Annotated in this window: 18 protein-coding genes; 5 read left to right on the forward strand and 13 right to left on the reverse strand. The window is 68.3% G+C overall.

The annotated features are described in order from the left end of the window. Positions 1 to 38: 38 nt before the first annotated feature. The 8 genes from D1832_RS11315 to D1832_RS11350 form a co-directional block, all read right to left on the reverse strand. Positions 39 to 1,088, reverse strand: a complete 1,050-nt coding sequence (locus D1832_RS11315) for a uroporphyrinogen decarboxylase/cobalamine-independent methonine synthase family protein (protein WP_118914112.1) — start codon at positions 1,086 to 1,088, stop codon at positions 39 to 41. A 2-nt stretch (positions 1,089 to 1,090) separates the two neighbouring features. Continuing rightward, positions 1,091 to 2,173 carry a tRNA 2-thiouridine(34) synthase MnmA gene (gene mnmA, locus D1832_RS11320; RefSeq protein ID WP_118914148.1) on the reverse strand — a complete coding sequence of 361 codons (1,083 nt, stop codon included), beginning with the start codon at positions 2,171 to 2,173 and terminating at the stop codon, positions 1,091 to 1,093. Next, the gene (locus D1832_RS11325; RefSeq protein ID WP_241510986.1) at positions 2,173 to 3,315 is read right to left on the reverse strand and encodes a cysteine desulfurase family protein; all 1,143 of its coding nucleotides are present in this window, start codon (positions 3,313 to 3,315) and stop codon (positions 2,173 to 2,175) included. The genes mnmA and D1832_RS11325 overlap by 1 nt, the downstream gene beginning before the upstream one ends. Positions 3,316 to 3,482: 167 nt before the next feature. Continuing rightward, the gene (locus tag D1832_RS11330) at positions 3,483 to 4,439 is read right to left on the reverse strand and encodes an electron transfer flavoprotein subunit alpha/FixB family protein (protein WP_118914116.1); all 957 of its coding nucleotides are present in this window, start codon (positions 4,437 to 4,439) and stop codon (positions 3,483 to 3,485) included. A gap of 33 nt (positions 4,440 to 4,472) precedes the next feature. After that, positions 4,473 to 5,252, reverse strand: a complete 780-nt coding sequence (locus D1832_RS11335; protein WP_118914117.1) for an electron transfer flavoprotein subunit beta/FixA family protein — start codon at positions 5,250 to 5,252, stop codon at positions 4,473 to 4,475. A gap of 113 nt (positions 5,253 to 5,365) precedes the next feature. After that, entirely contained in the window at positions 5,366 to 5,893 is a 528-nt protein-coding gene (locus D1832_RS11340; protein WP_118914119.1) for a hypothetical protein, read from the reverse strand. 5 nt (positions 5,894 to 5,898) lie between these two features. Next, positions 5,899 to 6,687, reverse strand: a complete 789-nt coding sequence (locus D1832_RS11345; RefSeq protein ID WP_118914120.1) for an enoyl-CoA hydratase/isomerase family protein — start codon at positions 6,685 to 6,687, stop codon at positions 5,899 to 5,901. 4 nt (positions 6,688 to 6,691) lie between these two features. Then, positions 6,692 to 7,219: a T3SS (YopN, CesT) and YbjN peptide-binding chaperone 1 gene (locus tag D1832_RS11350; RefSeq protein ID WP_047311314.1), complete on the reverse strand. Its 528-nt coding sequence runs from the start codon at positions 7,217 to 7,219 to the stop codon at positions 6,692 to 6,694. A 33-nt stretch (positions 7,220 to 7,252) separates the two neighbouring features. Between D1832_RS11350 and glgX the strand changes: the two genes are divergently transcribed. Beyond that, on the forward strand, positions 7,253 to 9,379 hold the full coding sequence (gene glgX, locus D1832_RS11355) for a glycogen debranching protein GlgX (RefSeq protein WP_118914122.1): 2,127 nt from the start codon (positions 7,253 to 7,255) through the stop codon (positions 9,377 to 9,379). Between the two features lie 61 nt (positions 9,380 to 9,440). On the opposite strand, the gene D1832_RS11360 is transcribed toward glgX, so the two are convergent. Together D1832_RS11360 and D1832_RS11365 are read right to left on the reverse strand one after the other, a co-directional pair. Further along, positions 9,441 to 9,917, reverse strand: a complete 477-nt coding sequence (locus D1832_RS11360; protein ID WP_415544696.1) for a hypothetical protein — start codon at positions 9,915 to 9,917, stop codon at positions 9,441 to 9,443. After that, positions 9,899 to 10,264, reverse strand: a complete 366-nt coding sequence (locus D1832_RS11365) for a hypothetical protein (protein ID WP_118914124.1) — start codon at positions 10,262 to 10,264, stop codon at positions 9,899 to 9,901. Before D1832_RS11365 ends, D1832_RS11360 begins: the two co-directional genes overlap by 19 nt. A gap of 178 nt (positions 10,265 to 10,442) precedes the next feature. On the opposite strand from D1832_RS11365, the gene D1832_RS11370 reads away from it, so the two are divergent. The 4 genes from D1832_RS11370 to pgm all read left to right on the forward strand — a co-directional run bounded on the left by D1832_RS11370 (position 10,443) and on the right by pgm (position 20,621). Further along, positions 10,443 to 12,620, forward strand: coding sequence for an alpha-1,4-glucan--maltose-1-phosphate maltosyltransferase (locus D1832_RS11370; protein ID WP_182434767.1), 2,178 nt, complete (start codon positions 10,443 to 10,445; stop codon positions 12,618 to 12,620). Positions 12,621 to 12,624: 4 nt separating this feature from the next. Continuing rightward, positions 12,625 to 14,415 (forward strand): maltose alpha-D-glucosyltransferase, encoded by a 1,791-nt coding sequence (gene treS, locus D1832_RS11375; protein WP_118914127.1) that lies wholly within the window; start codon positions 12,625 to 12,627, stop codon positions 14,413 to 14,415. Beyond that, positions 14,415 to 18,842, forward strand: coding sequence for a 1,4-alpha-glucan branching protein GlgB (gene glgB / locus D1832_RS11380; protein ID WP_118914129.1), 4,428 nt, complete (start codon positions 14,415 to 14,417; stop codon positions 18,840 to 18,842). The genes treS and glgB overlap by 1 nt, the downstream gene beginning before the upstream one ends. 135 nt (positions 18,843 to 18,977) lie before the next feature. Next, the gene (pgm, locus tag D1832_RS11385; RefSeq protein ID WP_118914130.1) at positions 18,978 to 20,621 is read left to right on the forward strand and encodes a phosphoglucomutase (alpha-D-glucose-1,6-bisphosphate-dependent); all 1,644 of its coding nucleotides are present in this window, start codon (positions 18,978 to 18,980) and stop codon (positions 20,619 to 20,621) included. 153 nt (positions 20,622 to 20,774) lie between these two features. Here pgm and D1832_RS11390 read toward each other — a convergent pair whose 3' ends face one another. The 3 genes from D1832_RS11390 to D1832_RS11400 form a co-directional block, all read right to left on the reverse strand. Further along, a complete protein-coding gene (locus D1832_RS11390) occupies positions 20,775 to 21,839 on the reverse strand; it encodes a co-chaperone YbbN (RefSeq protein ID WP_118914132.1) in 1,065 nt (354 codons plus the stop codon). A 99-nt stretch (positions 21,840 to 21,938) separates the two neighbouring features. Then, positions 21,939 to 23,705, reverse strand: coding sequence for a coenzyme B12-dependent isobutyryl-CoA mutase large subunit (locus D1832_RS11395; protein ID WP_118914134.1), 1,767 nt, complete (start codon positions 23,703 to 23,705; stop codon positions 21,939 to 21,941). A gap of 28 nt (positions 23,706 to 23,733) precedes the next feature. Beyond that, a complete protein-coding gene (locus D1832_RS11400) occupies positions 23,734 to 24,258 on the reverse strand; it encodes a GNAT family N-acetyltransferase (protein WP_118914135.1) in 525 nt (174 codons plus the stop codon). Positions 24,259 to 24,567 lie beyond the last annotated feature (309 nt).

The following is a 24,567-nucleotide window of genomic DNA, read 5'->3' on the forward strand; positions in this document are numbered from 1 at the left end:
CATGTCACCGACAGGGCCGGAACGGCGGGGCGTGATGCTCAGTCGGACGTGTCGGCGAGCATCTGGACCGCCTCGACGGCGAGGCGCTGCACCGTGACGGCCTGGTTCGGCGCCAAGCCGGCGAGGCCGCACGCAGGGGTGACGACGATGCGGTCGTACTCGCCCGCGCCGAAGCCAATGCGGCGCCACATCCGCTCGAAGGCCTCGACATGGGCGCGCGGGTGGCGCTCGGCCGTCGACGTCGGAACGAGCCCGGCCCAGAGCGTCAGACCGGAGTCGATCGCCTCGCCCAGCGGCTCGAAGGCCGCCTCCGTGAGCAACGACGTGTCGAGGGACACTCCGTCGACGCCGAGGCGGTGCAGCAGCGACACCGGTACGTGCGGCGCGCACGAGTGCACGACCACCTGAGCGCCCGCTGCTTTCACCGTGTCAACGACGTGGCCGAGAACATCACGCGCTTCACCTTCGTCGATGCGTCGAAGGCGCCCCACGCCCGAAAGGGTCTTGAGCCCGCCGGACAGCACGGCCGGAAGGGACGGCTCGTCGAGCTGGGCGATCGGCGACGCACCGGGTACGAGTGTTCGAACGTGCTCGAGGTGAGCAGCGAGTCCCGCCGCCAGAGACTGCCCGAGATCGCGGGTCGCCCCGTGGTCGCTGAGAACGCGGTCACCGCGCGGCAGCCACAGCGAAGCGGCGAGCGTCCAAGGTCCGACCACCTGAGTCTTGAGTGGTCCGGTGTAACCGTCGTAGGCCTCGGCCACCTCGTCGAGGTCTTCGCCCAGGTATCCCCCGGCGCGGCGCAGGTCGCGGCTGCGCGACGATCCGGGAGGCGTCAGTCGCCACCCGCTCGGCTGGAGGTCGGCGGACATCTCGACGAGCAGATCGGCGCCGCGCCCGATCATGTCCGCGCCGGGCCCACGGGTGGACTGCTCGGGCACGTACGGGATGCCGGTGCCGTCGGGAACGTCGCCGACGAGAAGATCACGCACTGCGCGTACCGCGTCGCGTGCACCCATCTCGGGCAACGAACCGACACCGCTCGCGCGAGGCCCCACCGTCTCGCGCGCGCTGACCTGCGTCGCCCTCATCGTCATCGAGGTGCCCGGGAGGTCGCCGTGATCGTGGCCGACCCGACGACGCGCGTGCCCTCGTAGAGCACGACCGACTGTCCTGGAGCTACACCACGCGTGCGCTCGTCGAGACGGACGGTGACGCGCTCCCCGTCAGCGCTGACCCACGCGGGAAACTCCTCGCCGTGGGCGCGCAGCTGCGCTCCGAGACGCACCTCACCGCGGGGCGGCGGGCCCGGCCAGCGCGCGTGCTCGGCCTCGATGACGTCGACGCCGAGCAGGTCGGCCGTGCCGACCACGACCGTGTTCGTCTTCGGCTGGACGTCGACGACGTACCGCTTGGCATGGTCCTCGCGCGGCACCTTGAGTCCGAGACCTCGCCGCTGACCGACGGTGAAGCCGTAGGCGCCCTCGTGCCGGCCGACCACCTCGCCGTCGCTGTCGACGATGTCGCCGGGCTGCTTGCCGAGACGCTTCGCGAGGTAACCCTGCGTGTCGCCGTCGGCGATGAAGCAGATGTCGTGGCTGTCCGGCTTGTTGGCGACGTAGAAGCCCTTGGAGGCGGCCTCCTCGCGGATCTGCGGCTTCGTCGTGTCACCGAGCGGGAAGAACGAGTGCGCGAGCTGATCGGCGTCGAGCACACCCAGCACGTACGACTGGTCCTTCGCCATGTCGACGGCGCGGTGCAGTTCGCGACCGTTCGGACCCTCCACGATCTGGGCGTAGTGGCCCGTCGCGACGGCGTCGAAGCCAAGAGCCAAAGCCTTGTCGAGCAGGGCGGCGAACTTGATCTTCTCGTTGCAGCGCAGGCACGGGTTGGGGGTGCGGCCCGCCTCGTACTCGGCGACGAAGTCCTCGACGACGTCGGCCTTGAACCGCTCGGCCATGTCCCACACGTAGAACGGGATGCCGAGCTTGTCGGCGACGCGGCGCGCGTCACCGGCATCCTCGATCGTGCAGCAGCCGCGCGCACTCTCACGGAGCGTCGCGGCGGACTGGGAGAGAGCGAGGTGCACCCCGACGACCTCGTGTCCGGCCTCGAGCATGCGCGAGGCGGCGACGGCCGAGTCGACTCCCCCGCTCATTGCAGCGACGACGCGCATCACGACACCTTCCGGGTTGCTTCCTGGGCACGGCGGGCACGCTCGGCGACCGCCGGCAACTCCCGCAGGAAGGCGTCAACGTCGTCATCGGTCGATGTATGCCCGAGCGTGAGTCGCAGCGCCCCGCGAGCCTGCTCCTCGGGGATACCCATGGCCAGCAGGACGTGGCTCGGGCGCGGCACGCCGGCCTGGCAGGCCGAACCGGTGGAGCACTCGACGCCCGCCGCGTCGAGGAGGTAGAGCATCGAGTCGCCGTCGCAGCCGGGCACGCGCAAGTGGGCGTTGCCCGGCAGGCGACGCTCCACGTCGCCCGCCTCGTAGAAGCCGCTCACCGAGACGCCGAGGTCGAGTGCGAGCGCACCCTCGACGAGTCGATCACGCAGCTTCGCGAGGCGCGCGGCCTCACCCTCACGCGTGGCGCAGGACTTCTCGACGGCCTCGGCGAGGCCGAGGATGCCTGCGACGTCCAGGGTGCCGCTACGCACCTGACGCTCCTGCCCGCCGCCGTGCGTCAACGGATCGAGCCGTGCGTCGCGCGCCAGGAGTAGCGCGCCGACGCCCTGGGGACCGCCGACCTTGTGACCGCTCAGGGCGAGCATCGTGGCACCGGAGGCGCCGAAGTCGACGTCGAGATGACCCACGGCCTGCACCGCGTCGGTGTGGAACGGGATGCCGAACTCCGCACAGACGGCGCCGATCTCGGCGATCGGCTGCACCGTGCCGACCTCGTTGTTCGCCCACATGACGCTGACGAGGGCGACCGTGCCCGCTCCCCCGTCGGCTTCGAGCGCCATGCGGACGGCATGCGCTGTGACGACCCCGTCAGCGTCGGGCTCCACCCACGTGACGCGGGCGTCCTCGGTCGCGACGAGTGCCTCGACAGCGTCGAGCACGGCATGGTGTTCGATGCCGCTCACAATGAGTCGGTCACGGGCGGCGTCGATGCGACGCGTGGCGCGGTAGGTGCCCTTGATCGCGAGGTTGTCGCCCTCGGTGCCACCGGAGGTGAAGATCACCTCGGACGGACGAGCTCCGAGGGCAGCTGCGATGCGCTCCCGCGATTCCTCGACGACGCTGCGGGCGTTGCGGCCGCTCGTGTGCAGGCTCGAGGCGTTGCCCACGACGGCCATCTGCTTCGCCATCGCTTCGATGACCTCGGCGTAGATGGGCGAGGTGGCGGCATGGTCGAGGTAGACGCGGTTCGGCACCGTACAAGTCTAGGCCTCGGTGCAAATGGGCCCAATCACGCGAGAGCGCCCGGCTCCCTTTCGAGGGGAACCGGGCGCTGTCGGTGAGAACGATCAGACGATCAGTTCTTGGCTTCCTTGACCGCGTCCGTGGCCTGCGGGAGCACGTTGAACAGGTCGCCGACGACGCCGAAGTCGACGAGCTCGAAGATCGGCGCCTCCTCGTCCTTGTTGATGGCGACGATCGTCTTCGACGTCTGCATACCGGCGCGGTGCTGGATGGCACCGGAGATACCCGCCGCGACGTACAGCTGCGGCGAGACCTGCTTACCGGTCTGACCGACCTGATTCGTGTGCGGGTACCAGCCGGCGTCGACGGCGGCGCGGGAGGCACCGACGGCAGCACCGAGAACGTCGGCGAACGCCTCGACCGGCGAGAAGTCACCGTTCGTACCGCGACCACCGGAGACGACGATCGGAGCCTCGGTGAGCTCGGGGCGACCCGACTTCTCCTTCTCCTTGCGCTCGGTGATCTTGGCGCCCTTGGCGGCGTCGGAGACCGAGACGTCGACCGTGACCGGCGCGGCCTGTGCCTGCGAGGCCTGCGGCGGCGTCGAGTTCGGCTTGACCGTGATGATCGACAGGCCCGTCGTGGCCTGCGACTTCAGGGTCCAGGAACCGGCGAAGACCGACTGCGTCGTGACCGGAGCGTCACCGTCGCCGGCCTCGACGTTTGCGGCATCCGTCGTCAGACCGGAGTTGGTCTTGACGGCGAGGCGCGCGGCGGCCTCGTTGTTCGTGCCCGAGGAGGGCAGGAGGATCGCGGACGGCGAGGCCTGCTCGACGACGGCGGCGAGCGCCTCGGCGAGCGGAGCCGGGTGACCGTCGAGGTCACCGTTGTCGACGACGTAGACCTTCTCGGCGCCGAACTGGGCCAGACGCGGACGAGCGGCGTCGACGTTCGAGCCGACGAAGACAGCGGACGGCGTGCCGATGCGACGAGCGAGCGTCAGCAGTTCGGCGGTCACCTTGCGGACCTGGCCATCGACGTGGTCGACCAGGACGAGAACTTCAGCCATGGTGTGTTTCTCCTAAGTCAGTGGGGTCGATGATCAGATGAGCTTCTGACCGGCGAGGAACTCGACGAGCTTCTTGCCGCCGTCGCCCTCGTCGGTGATGACCTCGCCCTGCTCACGCGGCGGGCGCTTGGTCGTGTCGAGCACCTTCGTCGAGGCGTTGTCGAGACCGACCTGGCCGGCGTCGACACCGAGGTCGCCGAGGCTCATCTCCTCGACCGGCTTCTTCTTCGCAGCCATGATGCCCTTGAAGGACGGGTAGCGCGGCTCGTTGATCTGGTCAGTGACCGAGACGACGGCCGGGATCGAGGCGACGAGCGTCTCGGAGGCGACGTCCGAGTCACGGCGACCGGTGACGTTGCCGTCGGCGACCTCGAGGGTGGAGACCTGCGTGACCTGCGGCAGGCCGAGGCGCTCGGCGACCATGGCCGGAACAACGCTCATGCCACCGTCGGTGGAGGCCAGACCGAACAGGACGATGTCGGGCTGACCGACCTTCTTGATGGCCTCGGCGAGGATGAGTGACGTCGCGAGGGCGTCGGAGCCGGCGATGGCGTCGTCGCTGACGTGGACGGCCTTGTCGGCGCCCATCTGCAGAGCCTTCTTCACGGCGTCCACGGCATCGGCCGGGCCGACGGTGAGCGCGGTGACCTCGCCGCCCTCGGCCTCGGTGATCTTCAGCGCAGCTTCGACCGCGTACTCGTCGAGCTCCGAGAGGAGACCGTCGACGTTCTCGCGGTCGGTGGTGTTGTCATCGGAGAACCCGCGCTCGCCCTGAGCGTCGGGAACGTGCTTGACACAGACGACGATGTTCATGCGTCTACCGTCCTTTTCGTAGGAGCTTGGTCCGTCTCGCGACACGTTACCCATCAGTAACGTGATCGTCGAGTCCTGGGTTGAGGTGATTTTGGTGACTGAGACCTGTGGCCTCAGCCGTGCGTCAGCTTCACGACGAGCATGCCGACGAGGGTGAGCGCGACGATGATCCACGGCAGGAGCCGGTTGAGAAGAGTCGAGCCCGCGTCGGCCCGGCCCTGCGTGAAGTCGGCGTGACGCCCGAGAACGGTGTCACCGACCGCCGCGGCAACCGCGATGATGAGGCCGAGAACGAACCAGATCGTGGGGTTCGCGCCCCAGACCTTCGTCGCGTCGGTCACCATGCCGGTCCAGCCGAGCAGAGCGAAGAACATGCCGACGAGGCCGGCGATCGCCAGCAGCAGCGCTCGGGTGCGGGAAAGGCCCGCCTCGCGTGCCGTCATGGGCTCGGACACAGGGATTTCCTTTCCGTAGGCGACCGGGTCTCCGAAGAGCTCCTTCGCCATGGCGTTCTCACGGATGCAGGCCTCGTCCACCTCGCCGAGCGCGGCGTCGCAGGCCTGCGGGGAGGCGCCGCGAGCGCGCAGGGCCTCGAGAAAAGGCTCCTGCCATTCACGCTCGACCTTCCATTGCTTGATCATCGCCGTCAGCGACCCTCGAAGCGGGCCTTGCCCGGCCCGTGCTCGACGAACGACGCCATACCGATTTCGCGGTCCTTCGTGGCGAAGAGACCGGCGAAGAGCTGCGACTCCGTGGCCAGGCCCGTGGCGAGGTCGACGTCGGCGCTGCGGTTGATCAGTTCCTTCGCGAAGCGCAGCGCGATCCGCGGCATCTTCGCGTAGGTACGAGCACGCTCGAGGGCCGCCTCGTACGCCGTGCCGGCGTCGACGAGCTCGTCCACGAGGCCGATCTCGAGGGCCTCGTCTGCCTTGACGAAGCGGCCGCTGAAGACGAGGTCCTTGGCCTTGGACTGCCCGACGAGCCGGACGAGGCGCTGCGTACCGCCGGCACCCGGGATGAGGCCGAGGAGGATCTCGGGCTGGCCGAGCGTGGCCTCCTTGGAGGCAACGCGGAAGTCGCACGTCATGGCCAGTTCGCATCCGCCGCCGAGGGCGTAACCCTCGATGGCGGCGATCGTCGGGATCGGCAGTTCCGCCAGGGCGCGGTAGGCGTCCTGGATGAGGTGCGCGCGCTCGACCATGTCGACGTAGTCGAACGCCTGCATCTCCTTGATGTCGGCGCCCGCTGCGAAGACCTTGTCGCCGCCGGTGATGATCGCGGCGCGCACGCTCTCGTCGGCACCGATGTCGGCCGCGGCGCGCCCCAGGCTCTCCTGGACGTCAGCATCGATCGGGTTCATCTTCGGTCGGTCGAGGCGGATCGTGGCGATGCCCTCCGCGATCGTGACCTTGATCCACTGGCCGTACTCGCTCATGCGATCAGGCCTCCGGCGTGGGCTGCTCGCCGTCCGTCTGCGCGAACGCGGGCACGCCACCCTCGGCCGCGTGCGGGCCGTCGGAGTTGACGCTCTGGTGCCACAGCTGGGTGGCCTGCAGGATCATCTGCGTCGTCGACGGAAGAACCATCTGCAGGTCGAGGTCCGGCGTGACGAGGTGCTCACCGGAGACGACAACCATGTCGCGGGCGATGCCGACCTTGACGATGTTGAGGCTGAGCGTGACGTCGTTGGCCGCGTTGAGGCGCTTGGCGAGGTCGGACGTGATGTCGTCCGTGATCTGCCACTGGCCGAAGAGGCGGACGAGGTCGATCTCGCCCTCCATGACGCGCACGAAGAGGTTTTGGTCCTCGACCGTGTACATGACGTCGCCGTCGGAGTCGATCTGCGGGTTGAAGCCGAAGCCGTTCAGCACACCGACGACCTTGTCGGTGAGGGATGCGGACGCGCCGTCACCACCGGCTGCGGGGGTGGGCTGGCCGAAGTTCGGAAGCGCTGTGGGATCAGTCATACGGCAAACCTACCCACTCTTATCCTTGTTCGCATGACTGCCCCGCCACGAGTCTTCGCTCGTCCCCCCAAGCCCGGCGTCACACTCGAGCGCGGCGGCGTCACATTTTGCGTCTACGCAGGCCACGCCGAGCGGGTCTGGCTGTGTCTCTTCGACGGCGAGAACGAGACGCGTCACGCGATGAGCGACGTCGGCGGAGGCCAGTGGGCGATCTTCCGCGACGACGCGGGCTTGGGCACCCGCTACGGCTACCGCGTTCGCGGTCGCTGGGCCCCCGATCAGGGCTATCGCCACAACGAGGCCAAGCTGTTGCTCGACCCCTATGCGCAGGCGGTCGACGGTGAGGTCACCTGGCGCCCCGAGGTTTTCGGCCACGTCGTCGACGAGGCGTTCCACGGCGACGACGCCGTGCGCGACGAACGGGATTCGGCGCCCTACGTGCCGCGCTCGGTCGTCGTCGACGAGACCTATGACTGGGGTGACGATGCGTCCGGCCCCCGTGTGCCGATGGCCGACACGGTCTTCTACGAAACACACGTGGCCGGGTTCTCACGCCTCAACCCCGAGGTGCCCGAGCACCTGCGTGGCACCTACGCCGGTTTGGCTCACCCCGCCTCGATCGAACACCTGCGCTCGCTCGGCGTCACGTCGGTGGAGCTGCTGCCCGTGCACGCATTCACGGACGAACCGCACCTCGTGAAGCTCGGTCTGACGAACTACTGGGGCTACAACACGCTCGGATTCCTCGCCCCGCACGCGGCGTACGCGTCAGCAACCGATCCCCAGGCCGTGACTCGCGAGTTCAAGGACACGGTCAAGGCCCTGCACGCCGCGGGTCTCGAGGTGATCCTCGACGTCGTCTACAACCACACCGCCGAGCAAAGCGGCCACGAAGGCGCCACGTTCTCACTGCGCGGCCTCGACAACCGTGCGTACTACCGCCTCGACGAGCACGGGCGCGACATCGACGTCACCGGCTGCGGCAACAGCGTCGACGTCCGACACCCGGCCGCGATGCGGCTCGTGCTCGACTCGCTGCGCCACTGGGTGACGACCTACCACGTCGACGGCTTCCGCTTCGACCTCGCCGTGACGCTGGGTCGCGCGCCCGGGGACGACTTCGATCCGAACGCTGCCCTGCTCATGGCGATGCGCACCGACCCCGTCCTTTCGCAGGTCAAGCTCGTGGCAGAGCCGTGGGACATCGGCCCGAACGGTTGGCGGACCGGCCAGTTCCCCCCCGGCTTCAGCGAGTGGAACGACCGGTTCCGCAACACGGTGCGTGACTTCTGGCTCGGGGACGTGGCGCGCGCCGGCGCCGGGCAACCCGGCCAAGGCATCGCCGATCTCGCGACGCGCCTCGCCGGATCACGCGACCTGTTCGCCGGCCCGCTACGCCGCCCGCAGGCCGGGGTCAACTACGTCACGGCACACGACGGCTTCCCGATGGCCGACCTCACGGCGTACGACTCGAAGCACAACGAGGCCAACGGCGAGCACAACCACGACGGCACGAGCGACAACCGTTCGTGGAACCACGGCGTCGAGGGCCAGAGCGACGACCCGTCGATACGGGCTGCGCGCCTGCGGACGGTGCGCAACCTGCTCGGCACTTTGTTGCTGTCGGCCGGCGTCCCGATGATGACGGCCGGCGACGAGTTCGCCCGCACCCAGGGCGGTAACAACAATGCGTACTGCCAGGACAACGAAACCAGTTGGCTCTCCTGGGATCACGATGCCGACCAGCGTCAGCTCGTGGCAACGACCTGTCATCTCACAAGCCTGCGCGAACGCTTCTCCGTCCTGCGGCACACGACGTTCTTCCCCGGCGCGAGCGATGCCAGTGACGTGGCGGACCTGCGGTGGTTCGGAGCGCACGGCCGCACGCTCACGGCGGACGAGTGGAACGACCCGAGTGTCCACACGGTGCAGGCCCACTTCGACGGCTCACGCGAGCACGAGGAGTCGCTCCTACTGGTGCTGCACAACGGGCCGGGGGACGAGGTCACCCTGCCCGAATCGGCGGGAGTGAACGCGTGGGAGGTGCTGTGGGATTCGAGTGTGCCCGACCCCGCCCAACTCGCACCCGAGACGATCCCAGCTGGTTCTGCCAGGCCGGTGAACGGGCCGACGATGCTGGTCCTCACTCCGACGAGCTGACCGCTCGGCCGCGGACTGGCGAGCCCTCGCGACTCGACTGAGACGAGCGCCGGGCGTCAGGTCAGCGGGTCGGCGCGCTCCGGCGCAGCCAGAGCAGACCGATGATCGGCAACAGCAGGGGCACGAACCCGTAGCCCTGGCCGAAGTGCGACCACACGGTCTTGTCGTGGAACGCGTCGGGCTGGAGCACACTCCACAGCCCGACGATCAGGACACCGGCGAGTTCGAAACCGATCGTCGCCCGGGCGAGACGCACCGACGTCCGGTCACCGCGTGCCAGGGCCACTGTCGCGACGATGTAGACGATCGCCGCGAGCGCCGAGAGGAGGTAGGCGGCCGGCGCTTTCGAGAAGCTCTGGGACAACTGCATGATCGAGCGCCCCGTCGCGGCGAGCGCGAACAGGCCGTACACGGCCACGAGCATTCGTCCCGGTCCCGAGTTCACGGTTCGGGTGTTCCGGCTGGTCACGTCGCGCGCGTCCTTCGCCTCGTTCGGTGCGGGGTCGTTGTTGCTCGGGGTCACGGGTGACCGTTCCACAGCTGCAGAATGCGGCCGACCATGATGCCCAGGCCGACAGCGGCGAGCAGCAGCACCGCCGTCCCCCAGCGCGATTCCCGCTCGGCGATGGCCCAAAATCCTGCGACGGGCAGGACGATGAGCAGCCCGACGAGGTAGGCGATGAAGATTCCGGTGTTCATCCGCGGATCGGCCGAGCCCGACGTCGCGATACCGACGACGAGCTGCAGCACGAGCAGCACCTCGACCGCGATCACGAGATAGAAGATCGGGTTGTCGATGGGACGCCCGCGAACCGTCGCGACTGCGGCGAGCAGCGCGAGCAGGGTGGTGGCGCCGAGGACGACGACAGTCAGGGGGACGAACACCCCGTCATCGTAGGCGGGCCTCATCTCGGCCCGCGAACCGGGCGCAAGCTCCGCGAATGCCCATGTGAGGCCGGTCTCACGCGGCTGGCCGTCTCGCCGCCCCTCGCGCGAGAAGCGGTTGTCAGTGGTATTGGGTAGCGTGACGCACGTGACTGTTTCTCAGCCGGGCCGATCGCCCATGCCGAAACCGACCCCCGACACCTCTGCCGCGTCGCCCGCCTCCGCGCGAGACGACATCGACCTCGCCTCGAACCCGGCGAGCGCCGAGCCGGAAACCGGCCGGTACACCCCCGACACCACTGAGCACCGCCCCGAACCCGCGGCGAGCGCCCCCACGACGGCGCACGTGGAGATCGGTGGCGTGCGAGGCATCGGACGCATCCCGGTCACCGACGTCATGCCGATCGTGGACGGCGGCAACCTGCCGACCAAGTCGGTCGTCGACGAACCCTTCACCGTGCGCGCCACGGTGTTCCGTGAGGGCCACGACGTCGCCAACGCCTCCCTCGTCATGGTCTCCCCGCACGGTGCCGAGCGCATCGTCACCATGACCTGCGTCAACCCGGGCCTCGACCTGTGGACCGCCGAGGCCGAAGCCGACCACGAGGGGGTGTGGCACTTCCGTGTGGAGGGCTGGAGCGACCCGTACGGCACGTGGGAGCACGACGCCACGATCAAGGTGCCCGCCGGCATCGACGTCGAGGTGATGTTCGAGGAAGGCGCCCGCGTTCTCGACCGCTCGCTCGCCACGAACGACCACCCGGACGACGACGCCCGCGTGCTCGAGCACGCGGCCGCCACGATGCGCGACACGAGCCTGCCGCAGGACGAGCGCCTCGCCGCGGGCACGTCGCTCAGCGTCAAGGAGGTCATGGAGCGCCTGCCGCTGCGTGACTTCGTCTCTCCCAGCCCCGAGTACCCGTGGCTGGTGGAGCGAAAGCTCGCCCTGACCGGCGCGTGGTACGAGTTCTTCCCGCGCTCCGAGGGCGCCTACTTCGACGAGGCCACGGGCAAGTGGGTCTCCGGAACGCTGCGTACGGCCGCCGAGCGCCTTCCGGCCGTCGCCGACATGGGCTTCGACGTCGTCTACCTCACGCCGATCCACCCGATCGGCGCGATCAACCGCAAGGGTCCGAACAACTCGCTGACGGCCGGCCCCGAGGATCCGGGTTCGCCGTACGCCATCGGCAGCAAGGACGGTGGCCACGACGCCATCGAGCCGTCGCTGGGCACCTTCGACGATCTCGACGCCTTCGTCGCCCGCGCCGAGGAGCTCGGCCTGGAGGTCGCGCTCGACATCGCGCTGCAGTGCGCGCCTGACCACCCGTGGGTCACCGAGCACCCCGAGTGGTTCACGACGCGTAGCGACGGCACGATCGCCTACGCCGAGAACCCGCCGAAGAAGTACCAGGACATCTACCCCCTGAACTTCGACAACGACCCGGCCGGCATCTACGCCGAGATGCGCCGCGTCATGCAGGTGTGGATCGACCACGGCATCAAGATCTTCCGGGTCGACAACCCGCACACGAAGCCGGTCGAGTTCTGGCAGTGGCTCATCGCCGACGTCGCGAAGAACCACCCGGACGTCATCTGGCTCGCCGAGGCGTTCACGAAGCCCGCCATGATGCACAACCTCGGGCGCATCGGCTTCCAGCAGAGCTACACGTACTACGCGTGGCGCCACCAGCCGTGGGAGATCCGCGAGTACCTCGACGAGCTCATCGGCGACACGGCGAGCTACATGCGTCCGAGCTTCTGGCCGACGACACACGACATCCTCACGCCGTACATGCAGTTCGGCGGCCCGGCAGCGTGGAAGCTGCGCGCCGCTCTCGCCGCGACGCTCGTGCCCACCTACGGCATCTACGCCGGGTACGAGCTCATGGAAAGCGTCGCCCGACCGGGTGCCCAGGAGCAGATCGACAACGAGAAGTACCAGTTCAAGAACCGCGGGTGGGACGACTACCTTCCAGGCGGGCCCAAGGAAGGGCAGTCGATCGACTGGTACCTGCGCCGGATCAACGAGATCCGCCGCGCGCACCCGGCCCTCGAACACCTGCGGAACCTGCGCTGGCACGGCGTCGACGACGAGAACTTCCTTGTCTTCTCCAAGCGCCGTGTGCTGACCGACGGCAGCGAGGACACGATCCTCGTCGTGGCCAACACCGACCCGCACGCCACGCGTGAGACCTGGGTGCACCTCGACATGGGAGCGATCGGCCTGCGCGGCGACGAGGGCTTCGTGGCCCACGACCTCCTCAGCGATGCCACCTGGCACTGGGGCGAGCACAACTTCGTCCGGCTCGGACCGGACGCCGAAAACGTTCACATCATTCATGTAAGGCGGTTCTGAAGACATGCAGGGACTTGGACTCCACCAGCCCGGGCTCAAGCACGACCCCCAGTGGTTCCGTAAGGCCGTCTTCTACGAAGCGCTCGTGCGCGGTTTCAGCGACTCCACCGGCAACGGTTCGGGCGACTTCTCCGGCCTCATGGGCAAGCTCGACTACCTGCAGTGGCTGGGCGTCGACTGCCTGTGGCTGCCCCCGTTCTACGCCTCGCCGCTGCGCGACGGCGGCTACGACATCAGTGACTACAAGCAGGTGCTGCCCGAGTTCGGCACGCTGCCCGAGTTCCAGGAGCTCGTGGCGCAGGCCCACGCTCGCGGCATCCGCATCATCACGGACTTCGTCATGAACCACACGAGCGACCAGCACGCGTGGTTCCAGGCGAGCCGCGAGGATCCGGAAGGTCCGTACGGCGACTACTACGTGTGGTCGGACACGGACGAGAAGTACTCCGAGGCGCGCATCATCTTCGTCGACACCGAAGAGTCCAACTGGACCTTCGACTCCGTGCGCCGCCAGTTCTTCTGGCACCGCTTCTTCTCCCATCAGCCGGACCTCAACTTCGAGAACCCGGCCGTTCAGGAGGAGATGTTCGACATCGTCCGCTACTGGATGGACATGGGCATCGACGGTTTCCGTCTCGACGCCGTGCCGTACCTCTTCGAGGAGGAGGGCCACAACGGCGAGAACCACCCGAAGACGCACGAGTTCCTCGCGCGCCTTCGTCGGACGGTCGACGAGGAGTACCCCGGACGCGTTCTGCTCGCCGAGGCCAACCAGATGCCGCACGAGGTCGTCGACTACTTCGGCACCGAGGAAGACCCGGAGTGCCACATGTGCTTCCACTTCCCCGTCATGCCGCGCCTGTACTACTCGCTGCGCGAGGAGAAGGCCGCGCCGATCATCGACGTGCTCGCCGACACCCCGCCGATCCCCAAGGGCACGCAGTGGGGCACCTTCCTGCGCAACCACGACGAGTTGACCCTCGAGATGGTGACGAACGAGGAGCGCGCCGCCATGTACGGCTGGTACGCACCGGACCCGCGCATGCGCGCGAACGTCGGTATCCGCCGCCGTCTCGCTCCCCTGCTCGACAACAGCCGCGCCGAGATCGAACTCATCAACGCGCTCCTGCTGTCGCTGCCGGGCTCGCCGTGCCTGTACTACGGCGACGAGATCGGCATGGGGGACAACATCTGGCTCGACGACCGTGACGCCGTCCGCACGCCGATGCAGTGGACGCCGGACCGCAACGCGGGTTTCTCGACGGCCGACCCGGGAAAGCTGTACCTGCCCGTCATCCAGAACCTCGTGCACAACTACTCCGCGGTGAACGTCGAGGCGCAGATGGCCAGCAACTCCTCGCTGCTGCACTGGACGCGCGGCATGCTCGCCGTACGCTCGCGCCACGCGGCGTTCGGCATGGGCGACTTCGTCGTCACGCCGGCCGACAACGAGGCCGTGCTCGCCTACACCCGCTCGATGTCGGACGACGACGCGAAGTCCGAGGACTCGGCCAAGCACCTGCTGTGCGTCAACAACCTGTCGTCGCGCCCGCAGGGTGCTCGCATCGCGGTCGGTGAGAAGTTCGCCGGCGCCGAGCTCACCGACATCTTCGGCGGTCAGGGCTTCGGCGCGATCCGCGAGGACGGCACGCTCGAGGCCATGCTCGGTTCGCGCGGCTTCTACTGGCTCGCCATCGAGTCCGACGTGAGCGCGGACGCCGAGCTGCCCGCCGCCAAGGGCAGCGCCGAGGCCGACGCCTCCGAACTGCTCGACGTGCTCAAGGAGGACGGCTGATGGTGGCCGAGATCCACTCGAACGCTTCGATGGAGCCCGGCAAGATCGACCTCGTCGGCCCCTGGGTGGCGAAGCAGCGCTGGTTCCAGGGCAAGGGGCGCACGCCGCAGTTCCACCGGACGAGCGCCTTCCGGCTGGCCGACCCGAGCGGTCAGGTCGGCGTCGAGATCATGTTCCTGCGGGACGTCACGTCCGGCGAGAACACGACCTACCAGATCCCCGTCACCTACCGCGGCGAGCGGGTACCGGAGTTGGAGCACGCCCTCATCGGCACGTCCGAGCACTCCGTCCTCGGCACGCGGTACTTCTACGACGGCCCGCACGACCCGGTGTTCGCGGCAGCTTTGCTCGACGTCATGGTCAACGCCGGCACGGAGGAGGAGCGCAGCGACGGCGTCGTCGAGATGACCGTCAAGGGCCGCCCCAGCCCCCGCGGCGCGGGGCTGCCCCGCATGCGCAGCGCGAAGGTGCTCAGCGGCGAGCAGTCGAACACGTCGATCATCTACACGCTCGACGACGGCTCGCAGCTCATCGCCAAGGTCTTCCGCGTGCTCCACGTCGGCTCCAACCCCGACATCGAGATCACGAACGCCCTCACCGCGGCGGGCAACCAGCACGTGCCAGCCCTCTACGCGTCGCTGGCGGGCTCGTACAGCGAGGGTCGCCACAGCCGCGAGCGCGTGACGGCCGACCTCGCGTTCGCGCAGGAGTTCCTGCCGAACGTGCGTGACGCATGGCGCGAGGCCCTCGAGGCCGCTCGTGACAACCGTGACTTCACCGAGGGAGCCCGCGCCCTGGGCCGCACGACGGCTGAGGTCCACCGCACCCTCGCCGAGGTTCTGCCGACGGCCGAGCCCGACGCGAACCGCATCAGCGACCTCGTCGACGAGATGCACGAGCGCGCGGCCGCGGCCTTCCACGAGGCCGAGCACCTGGCACAGCACACGACGGCCGTCTCCGCACGCATCGAGGCGAGCCGCGGCGCGACGTGGCCGGCGTTCCAGCGCATCCACGGCGACTACCACCTCGGTCAGGTACTCGACGTAACCGAGCGCGGGTGGGTGCTGCTCGACTTCGAGGGCGAGCCTCTGCGTCCGCTCGACGAACGAACGAACCCCGACGTCACCGTGCGCGACGTCGCGGGCATGCTGCGTTCCTTCGACTACGCCGGAGGCACGATCGAGAACGAGCAACCGGGCGCCGACGGCGACCGCCGCGCCTGGGTCGGCGCGACGCAGGCGGCGTTTCTCGAAGGCTACGAGCGTGAGGCCGGCGCCTCCGTCCCCCGCGACCTGCTCGATCTGTTCGTGCTCGACAAGGCGCTCTACGAGATCTCCTACGAAGCCCGCAACCGTCCGGATTGGCTCAGCATCCCCGCGAACGCCGTCGTCCGGATCCTCGAGGCCGCACCGCAGGCCTCCGAAGTGCACGCCATGAGCGCGCACCCCGTCACGCCGCTCGCCGACACCGGCGACGCAGCTGCGGGCATCGACGAAAGGAGCACCATGAACTCCGAGAACACTCCCCCTCCCGTCACGACGCGCGGTGTCCCCGCAACCGATGACGCCACCGTCGCCGAGCCGGGCAGCAAGCCCGACGCAGCGGGAACCGGGGTCGTGAGCAGCGTCGTCGGTGCAACGAAGGACCTGGCGGCCCAGGCCGGTTCGGCCCTCGGAATGGACACCGAACGCTCCGGCGGCGAGGTGCGTCCCGCATCGGTCGACACGAACGAGTTGAACGTCGTCCTCGCTGGTGAACACCGCGACCCGCACCGCGTCCTCGGTGCTCACGTCGCCCACGGCGTCATCACGTTCCGTGTCGTGCGTCCGATGGCACGCACGGTCACCGTCGAGATGGGCGATCAGCGCGTCGAGCTCACACACGAGTACGAGGGCATCTGGGTGGGCGCCACGGCGGGCGAGCACATGCCCGACTACCGCATCCTCACAACCTACGAGGACGGCGCGGAGCAGCGCGGGGACGACCCGTACCGCTTCATGCCGACGCTCGGCGAGATCGACCTCCACCTCATCGGTGAGGGTCGTCACGAGGAGTTGTGGAACGTGCTCGGTGCGCACGTGCGCACCTACCCGAGCGTCATGGGTGACGTCACCGGCACGTCGTTCGCGGTCTGGGCGCCCAACGCCAAGGCCGTGCGCGTCGTCGGCGACTTCAACCACTGGGACGGCGTCGGCCACGGCATGCGCACGCTCTCCAATTCCGGTGTGTGGGAGCTCTTCGTGCCCGACGTGCATGAGGGCACCGCCTACAAGTTCGAGATCCTGTGCAGCGACGGCGTCCGTCGCGCCAAGGCCGACCCGATGGCGCGGCTCGCCGAGACGGCGCCCGCCACCGCCTCGAAGGTGACGAGTTCGCACTACGAGTGGAACGACTCGGCCTGGATGACGAAGCGCGCGGAGACCGACCCGCACCACGGCCCGATGTCGACCTACGAGGTCCACCTCGGCTCCTGGCGACAGGGTCAGAGCTACCGTGACCTCGCCGAACACCTCGTCAACTACGTCATGGACCTGGGCTTCACGCACGTGGAGTTCATGCCCGTCATGGAGCACCCCTACCCGCCGAGCTGGGGCTACCACGTCACGAGCTACTACGCGCCCAACAGTCGCTTCGGCGACCCTGACGACTTCAAGTTCCTCGTCGACCGCCTCCACCAGGAGGGCATCGGGGTCATCCTCGACTGGGTGCCAGGTCACTTCGCCACCGACGAGTGGGCGCTGGCCCGCTTCGACGGCCAGGCGCTGTACGAGCACCCGGACCCGCGCAAGGGCTGGCACCCCGAGTGGGGTTCCAACATCTTCGACTACGGCCGCCCGCAGGTGCGCAACTTCCTCGTCGCGAACGCGCTGTACTGGCTCGAGGAGTTCCACGCCGATGGTCTGCGCGTCGACGGCGTCGCCTCGATGCTCTACCTCAACTACGCCCGCAAGGACGGCGAGTGGGAGCCGAACAAGTTCGGCGGCCAGGAGAACCTCGAAGCGGTGCAGTTGCTTCAGGAGACGAACGCCACGGCGTACAAGCGCACCCCGGGCGTCGTCATCGTCGCCGAGGAGTCGACATCGTGGCCGGGCATCACCCGCTCGACCGATTCGGGCGGCCTTGGCTTCGGCCTGAAGTGGAACATGGGCTGGATGCACGACTCGCTCGACTACGTCGCGCGCGAGCCGATCTATCGCCAGCACCACCACCACGACCTCACGTTCGCGCTCGTCTACGCGTTCAGCGAGCAGTTCGTCCTTCCCATCAGTCACGACGAGGTCGTGCACGGCAAGGGCAGCCTGCTGCGCAAGATGCCCGGCGACCGTTGGCAGCAGCTCGCCGGTGTGCGCGCCTACCTCGCGTACATGTGGGCGCACCCGGGCAAGCCGCTGCTCTTCATGGGCTCGGAGTTCGCCCAGGAGGCCGAGTGGGCCGACGGGCGCAGCCTCGACTGGTGGCTCCTCGACCAGCCGGCACACTACGGCGTCCACGCGATGATGAAGGATCTCAACCGGGCCTACCGTGAGCGCCCGGCGATGTGGGCTCTCGACCACTCGGGTGAGGGCTTCCGCTGGATCAACGCCGACGACGCCGACCGCAACGCCTACACGTGGCTCCGCTTCGCCGAGGCGGAGTCCGACGGCTACCGCCCCGTCGTCGCCGTGGCGGCCAACTTTGCCGGATCGCCGCACGAGAACGTGCGCGTCGGTCTGCCACACGCGGGTACCTGGAACGAGATCCTCAACACCGATGCCCAGGCGTACGGTGGTTCCGGAGTCGGAAACCTCGGTTCCGTCGTCGCGGAGGAAATTCCGTGGGACGGGCAGCCGTACTCGGCCGAGATCACGATGCCGCCGCTCGGTGTCGTGTGGTTCGAGCCGGCGACGCGCCCCGACATGACGCAGGTGGCTGCGCACACCGCTACCGAGCAGGCCGGTGGCGCCGATTCATCGTCCACCGCAACGGCACGACAGGAGAACACGATGAGTGACCAGAACGCAGCGACGAGTTCGTCCGACAGGCAGCCGTCCGAGGCCCTCATCGCGGGCGCGCCGCTCGAGGACGCCGCAGGCAACCCGGGCGCACTCGATCAGCCGCTCGACGGTTCGCGTGGCGGCGCGCAGGCCGAGGACGCTCAGGGAGCGGCCGGCGACCAGCAGGCGAGTTCGCGTACCGGCGTCCCGGCGATGCACCCCGTCGACCACGCGGACGAGGGTGGTTTCGACATCGAGCAGACCGAGTCGAAGGCGCACGAGCGTGCCTTTACGCCGGCCGGCGAGGACGAGACGGGTGACGAGCCCGTCGAGCACCTCAAGGACATCACCGGCACGCCCGGTGGCGGCCTCGACGAGGACGTCGAGGGTGGCCGCTGGGGCCCCGACGACGAGGCTCGCGACGCCGCCGACGAGACGCGTCAGCGCGACTGACGACCCGCTCGATCGAGCGCATGAGGCCGGCCGTACCCGCCAGGGGTGCGGCCGGCCTCATCGCGTCCGCCCCGCCTCGCTCGGGGCATCGGTTCGGGCGTTTACGTCGCCGCTCAAAGAGGGCAGGATGAAGGCATGAGCAACCGCGCGGGCCAGTTGGCCGAACCTCGTGACCTGATCGACGTCCCCCACCTCGTCACGGCGTACTACACGCTCACGCCCGACCCTGAGAACGTCGACCAGCAGGTGGCGTTCGGCACGTCGGGGCACCGCGGTTCGAGCCTCAAGACCGCGTTCAACGAGGCGCACATCCTCGCGACGACGCAAGCGATCGTCGACTACCGCCGCTCGCAGGGCTTCGACGGCCCGTTGTTCCTCGGCCGCGACACCCACGCGCTGTCCGAGCCTGCGTGGGCGAGTGCACTCGAGGTGCTCGTCGCGAACGACGTCACGGTGCTCGTCGACGACCGTGACGGCTACACGCCGACGCCCGCCGTCAGCCACGCCATCCTGCGCGCGAACAAGGGCAAGGATCTGACGAACGGATCCGGCCTGGCCGACGGCATCGTCGTCACGCCGTCACACAACCCGCCGGCCGACGGTGGCTTCAAGTACAACCCGCCGCACGGTGGGCCGGCCGACTCGGATGCCACGAAGATCATCGCGGCACGCGCCAACGAGTACATCCGTGGTGGGCTCTCCGGTGTCAAGCGGGTGGCCTTCTCGAAGGCGTCGGAGAAGGCGCAGAAGTACGACTTCCTCGGCACGTACGTCGACGACCTGCCCAACGTCGTCGATCTGGCGGCGATCAAGAACGCCGGCGTGAGGATCGGCGCCGACCCACTCGGCGGCGCTGCCGTCGCCTACTGGGGCGAGATCGCCGAACGCCACGGCCTCGATCTCACGGTAGTCAATCCTCTCGTGGACCCGACATGGCGCTTCATGACGCTCGACTGGGACGAGAAGATCCGCATGGACTGCTCCTCCCCCAACGCCATGGCCTCCCTCATCGCCCAGCGCGAGAAGTACGACATCGCAACCGGCAACGATGCCGACTCCGACCGCCACGGCATCGTCACGCCCGACGCCGGCCTGATGAACCCGAACCACTACCTCGCCGTCGCGATCCAGTACCTCTACGGCGGCGCGCGCCCGCAGTGGGGCGACGGATTCATCGGCAAGACGCTCGTGAGCAGCTCGATGATCGACCGTGTGGCCGACGACCTCGGCCGCAAGCTCGTCGAGGTGCCCGTCGGCTTCAAGTGGTTCGTGCCCGGCCTGCTCGACGGCTCGGGCCCCTTCGGCGGTGAGGAGTCGGCCGGGGCGTCGTTCGTCCGCGTCGACGGCTCCGTGTGGACCACGGACAAGGACGGCATCCTGCTCGCCCTGCTCGCGGCGGAGATCAAGGCGACAACGGGCAAATCCCCGTCGGAGCTCTACGGCGAACTGACAGCGAAGCACGGCGCCCCCGCCTACGCCCGCGTGGACGCACCCGCATCGCGTGAGGAAAAGGCAAAGCTCGGCGCACTGACGCCCGACGCCGTCGCCGCGGACACGCTCGCCGGCGAGTCGATCACGGCGAAGCTGACGGAGGCGCCGGGCAACGGTGCGAAGATCGGGGGCCTCAAGGTCGTCACCGACAGCGCCTGGTTCGCGGCGCGCCCCTCGGGCACCGAGGACGTGTACAAGATCTACGCCGAGTCGTTCAAGGGCGAGGAGCACCTCGCCCAGGTGCAGGCCGAAGCCCGCGACGTGGTGTCAGCAGCGCTCGGAAGCTGACTCTCGCGGATTCATATGTCGCACCTGGCATGACCGCACGAATGGTGGGTGTGTGGTGATCTCCTTCACCAGACCCCCACCATTCGTGCATTACAGGACCGGTCTACGAATAGCGCCGCTGTTTCCCTCCATGCACGCGCAATTCCGCTGTCGTCAGTACAGCGCAGACATCAGCGCGGTGCGGGCCTTGTTGACGCGTGGGTCGCTCGACCCGACGACGTCGAAAAGCTCGATGAGGTGCTCGCGCACCGTGGTGCGCTCGTCGTCACGCGTGGCTTTGACGACATCGATGAGGCGCGCGAAAGCGTCCTCGACGTGCCCGCCGAGCAGGTCGAGGTCCGCGACGGTCATCTGCGCTTCGATGTCGGCCGGATTCGACGCCGCAGCCTCGCGCGCAGCGTTGAGGTCGGCACCCTGGGTGCGCTGCATGAGCTTGACCTGGCCACGCGCGAGGCGGGCCTCCTCGTCCTTGGGGTTCTGCTCGAGCGCCTGGTCGAACGCGGCGAGCGCCCCTTCGTAGTCGCCCTTCTCGATGGCGTCGTACGCCAACTGGTGAAGCGGCGGCAGTTCCGGCTCGGCTTCGTCCGCGCCTTCGTCAGTGTCGCTTGTAGGCGCAGCGTTCGGGTCGTACCCCTGCACACGCCCCGTCACGCCGTTCTGCACGGCGATCTGGACGATCTGGCCGAGAATCTCGTCAGCCATGGCGTCCTCGACGACGGGCGGAATCGGGATCGGCTGGCCCTGCACGAAGGCCGCCGCGAGGATCTGACCGGGCTGTCCCTGCTGCGCAGCCTGCTGTGACAGCTGCGCGAAGACCTGCCCGATCTCGGGGCTGTCGTCGAGATCCGCCACACCGAGGAGAACGCGTCCCTCCTGCTTGCGGACGGCGCGGGCAAGAACGTCGATCGGCTGCTGCGACGCAGGCTGCGAGCGCGCCCAGATCGCCACGATGACGGGGTGCGCAACCGACTGCTGAGCGAGGGCCTGGAAGTTGTCCGTCGTGACGTCGACGACCAGCCCGTCGTGACGGAACGTATCGGCAGCCTGCGCATCAGGCGACGCCGCAGGCGCCTCAGCGGCGCCCGGCAGAGGCGCCGACGTAGCGCCGGAGGTGTCGCTCGTCCGAGCGGCACCCGCAGGAGCGCCCTGCGGCTTCTTCAGGGAGGAGAGGTCGACGGCACCGCGCAGTGACGCGGCGTTCAGCGGCTGATTCGTCATACAGGCATTCTTGCAGGAACACGTGGTTCGCACCTACCTCGGGCGCACCAGCGACGGAGGTCCGTTCGGTGTGCCACAGTGCCACCGTGGGCGGCTCGACTAGAACGCGGCAGGCTCTCGGTACTCGCCCCACAGCTCCTTGAGAACCCCACAGATCTCGCCGAGGGTCGCCTCGGCGCGGGCCGCCTCGAGCATCGGCTCGATGAGGTTGGCGTCGGTCTTCGCCGCCGCCACGAGGGCGTCGAGCTTCTCCTGCACGACGGCGCCGTCGCGTCCGGCCTTGCGCTCCTTGAGTGACGCGACCTGGTCGCGCTCGACCTCGTGGCTGATGCGCAGGATCTCCAGCGGCTTGGCGTTCGTCTCCATGTGAGCGTTGACGCCGACGATGCGCTTGTCGCCCTTCTCCAGCGCCTGCTGGTAGCGGAAGGACGAATCCGCGATGTTGCCGGTGAACCACGCCTCCTCGATACCGCGCAGCAGACCACTTGTCATCGGCCCCACCTCGTGGCAAACCGCGCCGTCCTCGTCACGCGGTGCACCTGCCTCCCCGAGGTCACGGATCTGAGCGAAGATCTTCTCGGCCTCGGCCTCGATGTTGTCGGTGAGTGCCTCGACGTACCACGAGCCGCCGAGCGGGTCGGCGACGTTCGTGATGCCGGTCTCCTCCATGAGCACCTGTTGCGTACGCAGCGCGATCTCGGCCGACTCGTCCGTCGGCAGCGCCAGCGTCTCGTCGAGGGCATTCGTGTGGAGCGAGTTCGTTCCGCCGAGCACGGCGGAAAGCGCCTCCACCGCGGTGCGGACGACGTTGTTGATCGGCTGCTGCGCCGTGAGGGAGACACCCGCCGTCTGCGTGTGGAACCGCATCCACATCGCCTTCTCGGAGGTGGCGCCGTACTCCTCCTTCATCCAGCGCGCCCAGATACGGCGTGCCGCGCGGAACTTCGCGATCTCCTCGAAGAAATCGACGTGCGCGTCGAAGAAGAAGGACAACCCGGGCGCGAAGGTGTTGACGTCGAGACCACGGGAGAGGCCGAGTTCGACGTAGCCGAAGCCGTCGGCCAGCGTGTACGCCAACTCCTGCGCCGCCGTCGCTCCCGCCTCACGGATGTGGTACCCGGACACCGAGAGCGGCTTGTAGGCCGGCATCTTCTCGGTGGTGTACTCCATGAGGTCACCGATGAGGCGCAGGTGCGGCTCCGGAGCGAAGAGCCACTCCTTCTGCGCGATGTACTCCTTGAAGATGTCCGTCTGCAGCGTGCCGTTGAGCGTGCCAACGTCCACGCCTTGGCGCTCGGCCGCGACGACGTACATGCAGAACACCGGCACCGCAGGGCCGGAGATGGTCATCGACGTCGTGACGTCGCCGAGCGGAATGGAGTCGAAGAGGATCTCCATGTCGGCGACGGAGTCGATGGCGACACCGCAGTGGCCGACCTCACCGAGGGAGAGTTCCTCGTCGGAGTCGCGCCCCATGAGCGTCGGCATGTCGAACGCGACGGAAAGACCGCCGCCGCCACGACCGAGGATCATCCGGTAGCGCTCGTTCGTCTGCTTGGCGTTGCCGAAACCGGCGAACTGACGGATCGTCCAGGGGCGCCCGCGGTAGCCGGTCGAGTGCAGGCCGCGCGTGTATGGGTACTCACCCGGCCACCCGATGCGCGGGTCGACCCCACCGTCGGTGGGGCCGTAGACGGGGTCGACCTCCTCGCCCGAGAGGGTCGTGAAGTCGGCGTCTCGCACGAGACCCTTCGCGACAGCGTCGTCATAACGCTTCTGCCAGGCGCTGCGTCCGGTGCTCGGGGTGGTGGCACCGCCGTCCGCGCCGCTGCCGTGGGATGTGTCGGCATCGATGTAGGCGTTCATGGCGACCAAGGTACGCGACGAGTGTGACCTACTTCACGATAGTTGGGCGCGTCATCCGCAGATCGCGGTTGCCCTCGTCGTCCTGTTCCCTCCTGACGCCGTCGATGTCGAAACCGTGGCGGCGGTAGAACGCAATGGCGCGCTCATTGCCCTCGACCACCCACAGGTAAGCGGGCCGATCCGCCAGCTCGAGCCTCATGAGTTCCCGGGCAACGCCCGTCCCCTGGTGCTCGCGGGCGAGGTTGAGCACCCAGAGCTCCGTGGGCGCGGGAGCGTCCTCGTCGCGCGCCTGCCCGACGGTGATCCATCCAGCCAGGGCACCCGTGGCGCGTTCGATCGCCCCGACGACTCGGGGTGAGTCGTCACCGCCGAGGATCTGGCGCCACTTCACGGTGAAGCGCTCGACGTCGAGGGCATCGAGAGCCGCCTGTGCCATGAGTCCCGGGTAGGTCTCGCGCCAGACGCGGATGTGCACGGCCGCGATGTCCGCGGCGTCGTCAGCCGTAAGACGGCGGATGGCGTAGCGATCAGCGACGGCGGAGTAGTCGTTCATGGCAGAACGCTAACGTCTCAACCCCTGACGAAAGAGGTTGCATCCACTCACGCGAGGGGCGTTGCCTGGCGACATGACGAGTGATCTGCGCACGACATTGCGCGAAAGTCTGACGTCAGCCGTGCGAATGCGCGACTGCGATACCACGAACGTTCCGGGTTCTACGCTGGCAGCGATCGACAATGCCGAGGCCGTACCGCTCACGAAGCGAGTTGAGTCCCCGATAGTGGTGTAGCGCGGTAGCCGAGATCGTCACCGGCGTGTACGGCAGACGAAGCAGCGGCCACCGCGTGATCCTTCGAGTCAACC

The organism is Dermacoccus abyssi (genome assembly GCF_003515945.1).
GTDB lineage: Bacteria > Actinomycetota > Actinomycetes > Actinomycetales > Dermatophilaceae > Dermacoccus > Dermacoccus abyssi.

Bases quoted from the DNA above. Each gene is read 5' to 3' on its own strand.
- D1832_RS11315 (WP_118914112.1), bottom strand. From the start codon at position 1,088: ATGAGGGCGACGCAGGTCAGCGCGCGCGAGACGGTGGGGCCTCGCGCG.
- mnmA (WP_118914148.1), bottom strand. From the start codon at position 2,173: ATGCGCGTCGTCGCTGCAATGAGCGGGGGAGTCGACTCGGCCGTCGCC.
- D1832_RS11325 (WP_241510986.1), bottom strand. From the start codon at position 3,315: ATGGCGAAGCAGATGGCCGTCGTGGGCAACGCCTCGAGCCTGCACACG.
- D1832_RS11330 (WP_118914116.1), bottom strand. From the start codon at position 4,439: ATGGCTGAAGTTCTCGTCCTGGTCGACCACGTCGATGGCCAGGTCCGC.
- D1832_RS11335 (WP_118914117.1), bottom strand. From the start codon at position 5,252: ATGAACATCGTCGTCTGTGTCAAGCACGTTCCCGACGCTCAGGGCGAG.
- D1832_RS11340 (WP_118914119.1), bottom strand. From the start codon at position 5,893: ATGATCAAGCAATGGAAGGTCGAGCGTGAATGGCAGGAGCCTTTTCTC.
- D1832_RS11345 (WP_118914120.1), bottom strand. From the start codon at position 6,687: ATGAGCGAGTACGGCCAGTGGATCAAGGTCACGATCGCGGAGGGCATC.
- D1832_RS11350 (WP_047311314.1), bottom strand. From the start codon at position 7,219: ATGACTGATCCCACAGCGCTTCCGAACTTCGGCCAGCCCACCCCCGCA.
- glgX (WP_118914122.1), top strand. From the start codon at position 7,253: ATGACTGCCCCGCCACGAGTCTTCGCTCGTCCCCCCAAGCCCGGCGTC.
- D1832_RS11370 (WP_182434767.1), top strand. From the start codon at position 10,443: ATGCCGAAACCGACCCCCGACACCTCTGCCGCGTCGCCCGCCTCCGCG.
- treS (WP_118914127.1), top strand. From the start codon at position 12,625: ATGCAGGGACTTGGACTCCACCAGCCCGGGCTCAAGCACGACCCCCAG.
- glgB (WP_118914129.1), top strand. From the start codon at position 14,415: ATGGTGGCCGAGATCCACTCGAACGCTTCGATGGAGCCCGGCAAGATC.
- pgm (WP_118914130.1), top strand. From the start codon at position 18,978: ATGAGCAACCGCGCGGGCCAGTTGGCCGAACCTCGTGACCTGATCGAC.
- D1832_RS11390 (WP_118914132.1), bottom strand. From the start codon at position 21,839: ATGACGAATCAGCCGCTGAACGCCGCGTCACTGCGCGGTGCCGTCGAC.
- D1832_RS11395 (WP_118914134.1), bottom strand. From the start codon at position 23,705: ATGAACGCCTACATCGATGCCGACACATCCCACGGCAGCGGCGCGGAC.
- D1832_RS11400 (WP_118914135.1), bottom strand. From the start codon at position 24,258: ATGAACGACTACTCCGCCGTCGCTGATCGCTACGCCATCCGCCGTCTT.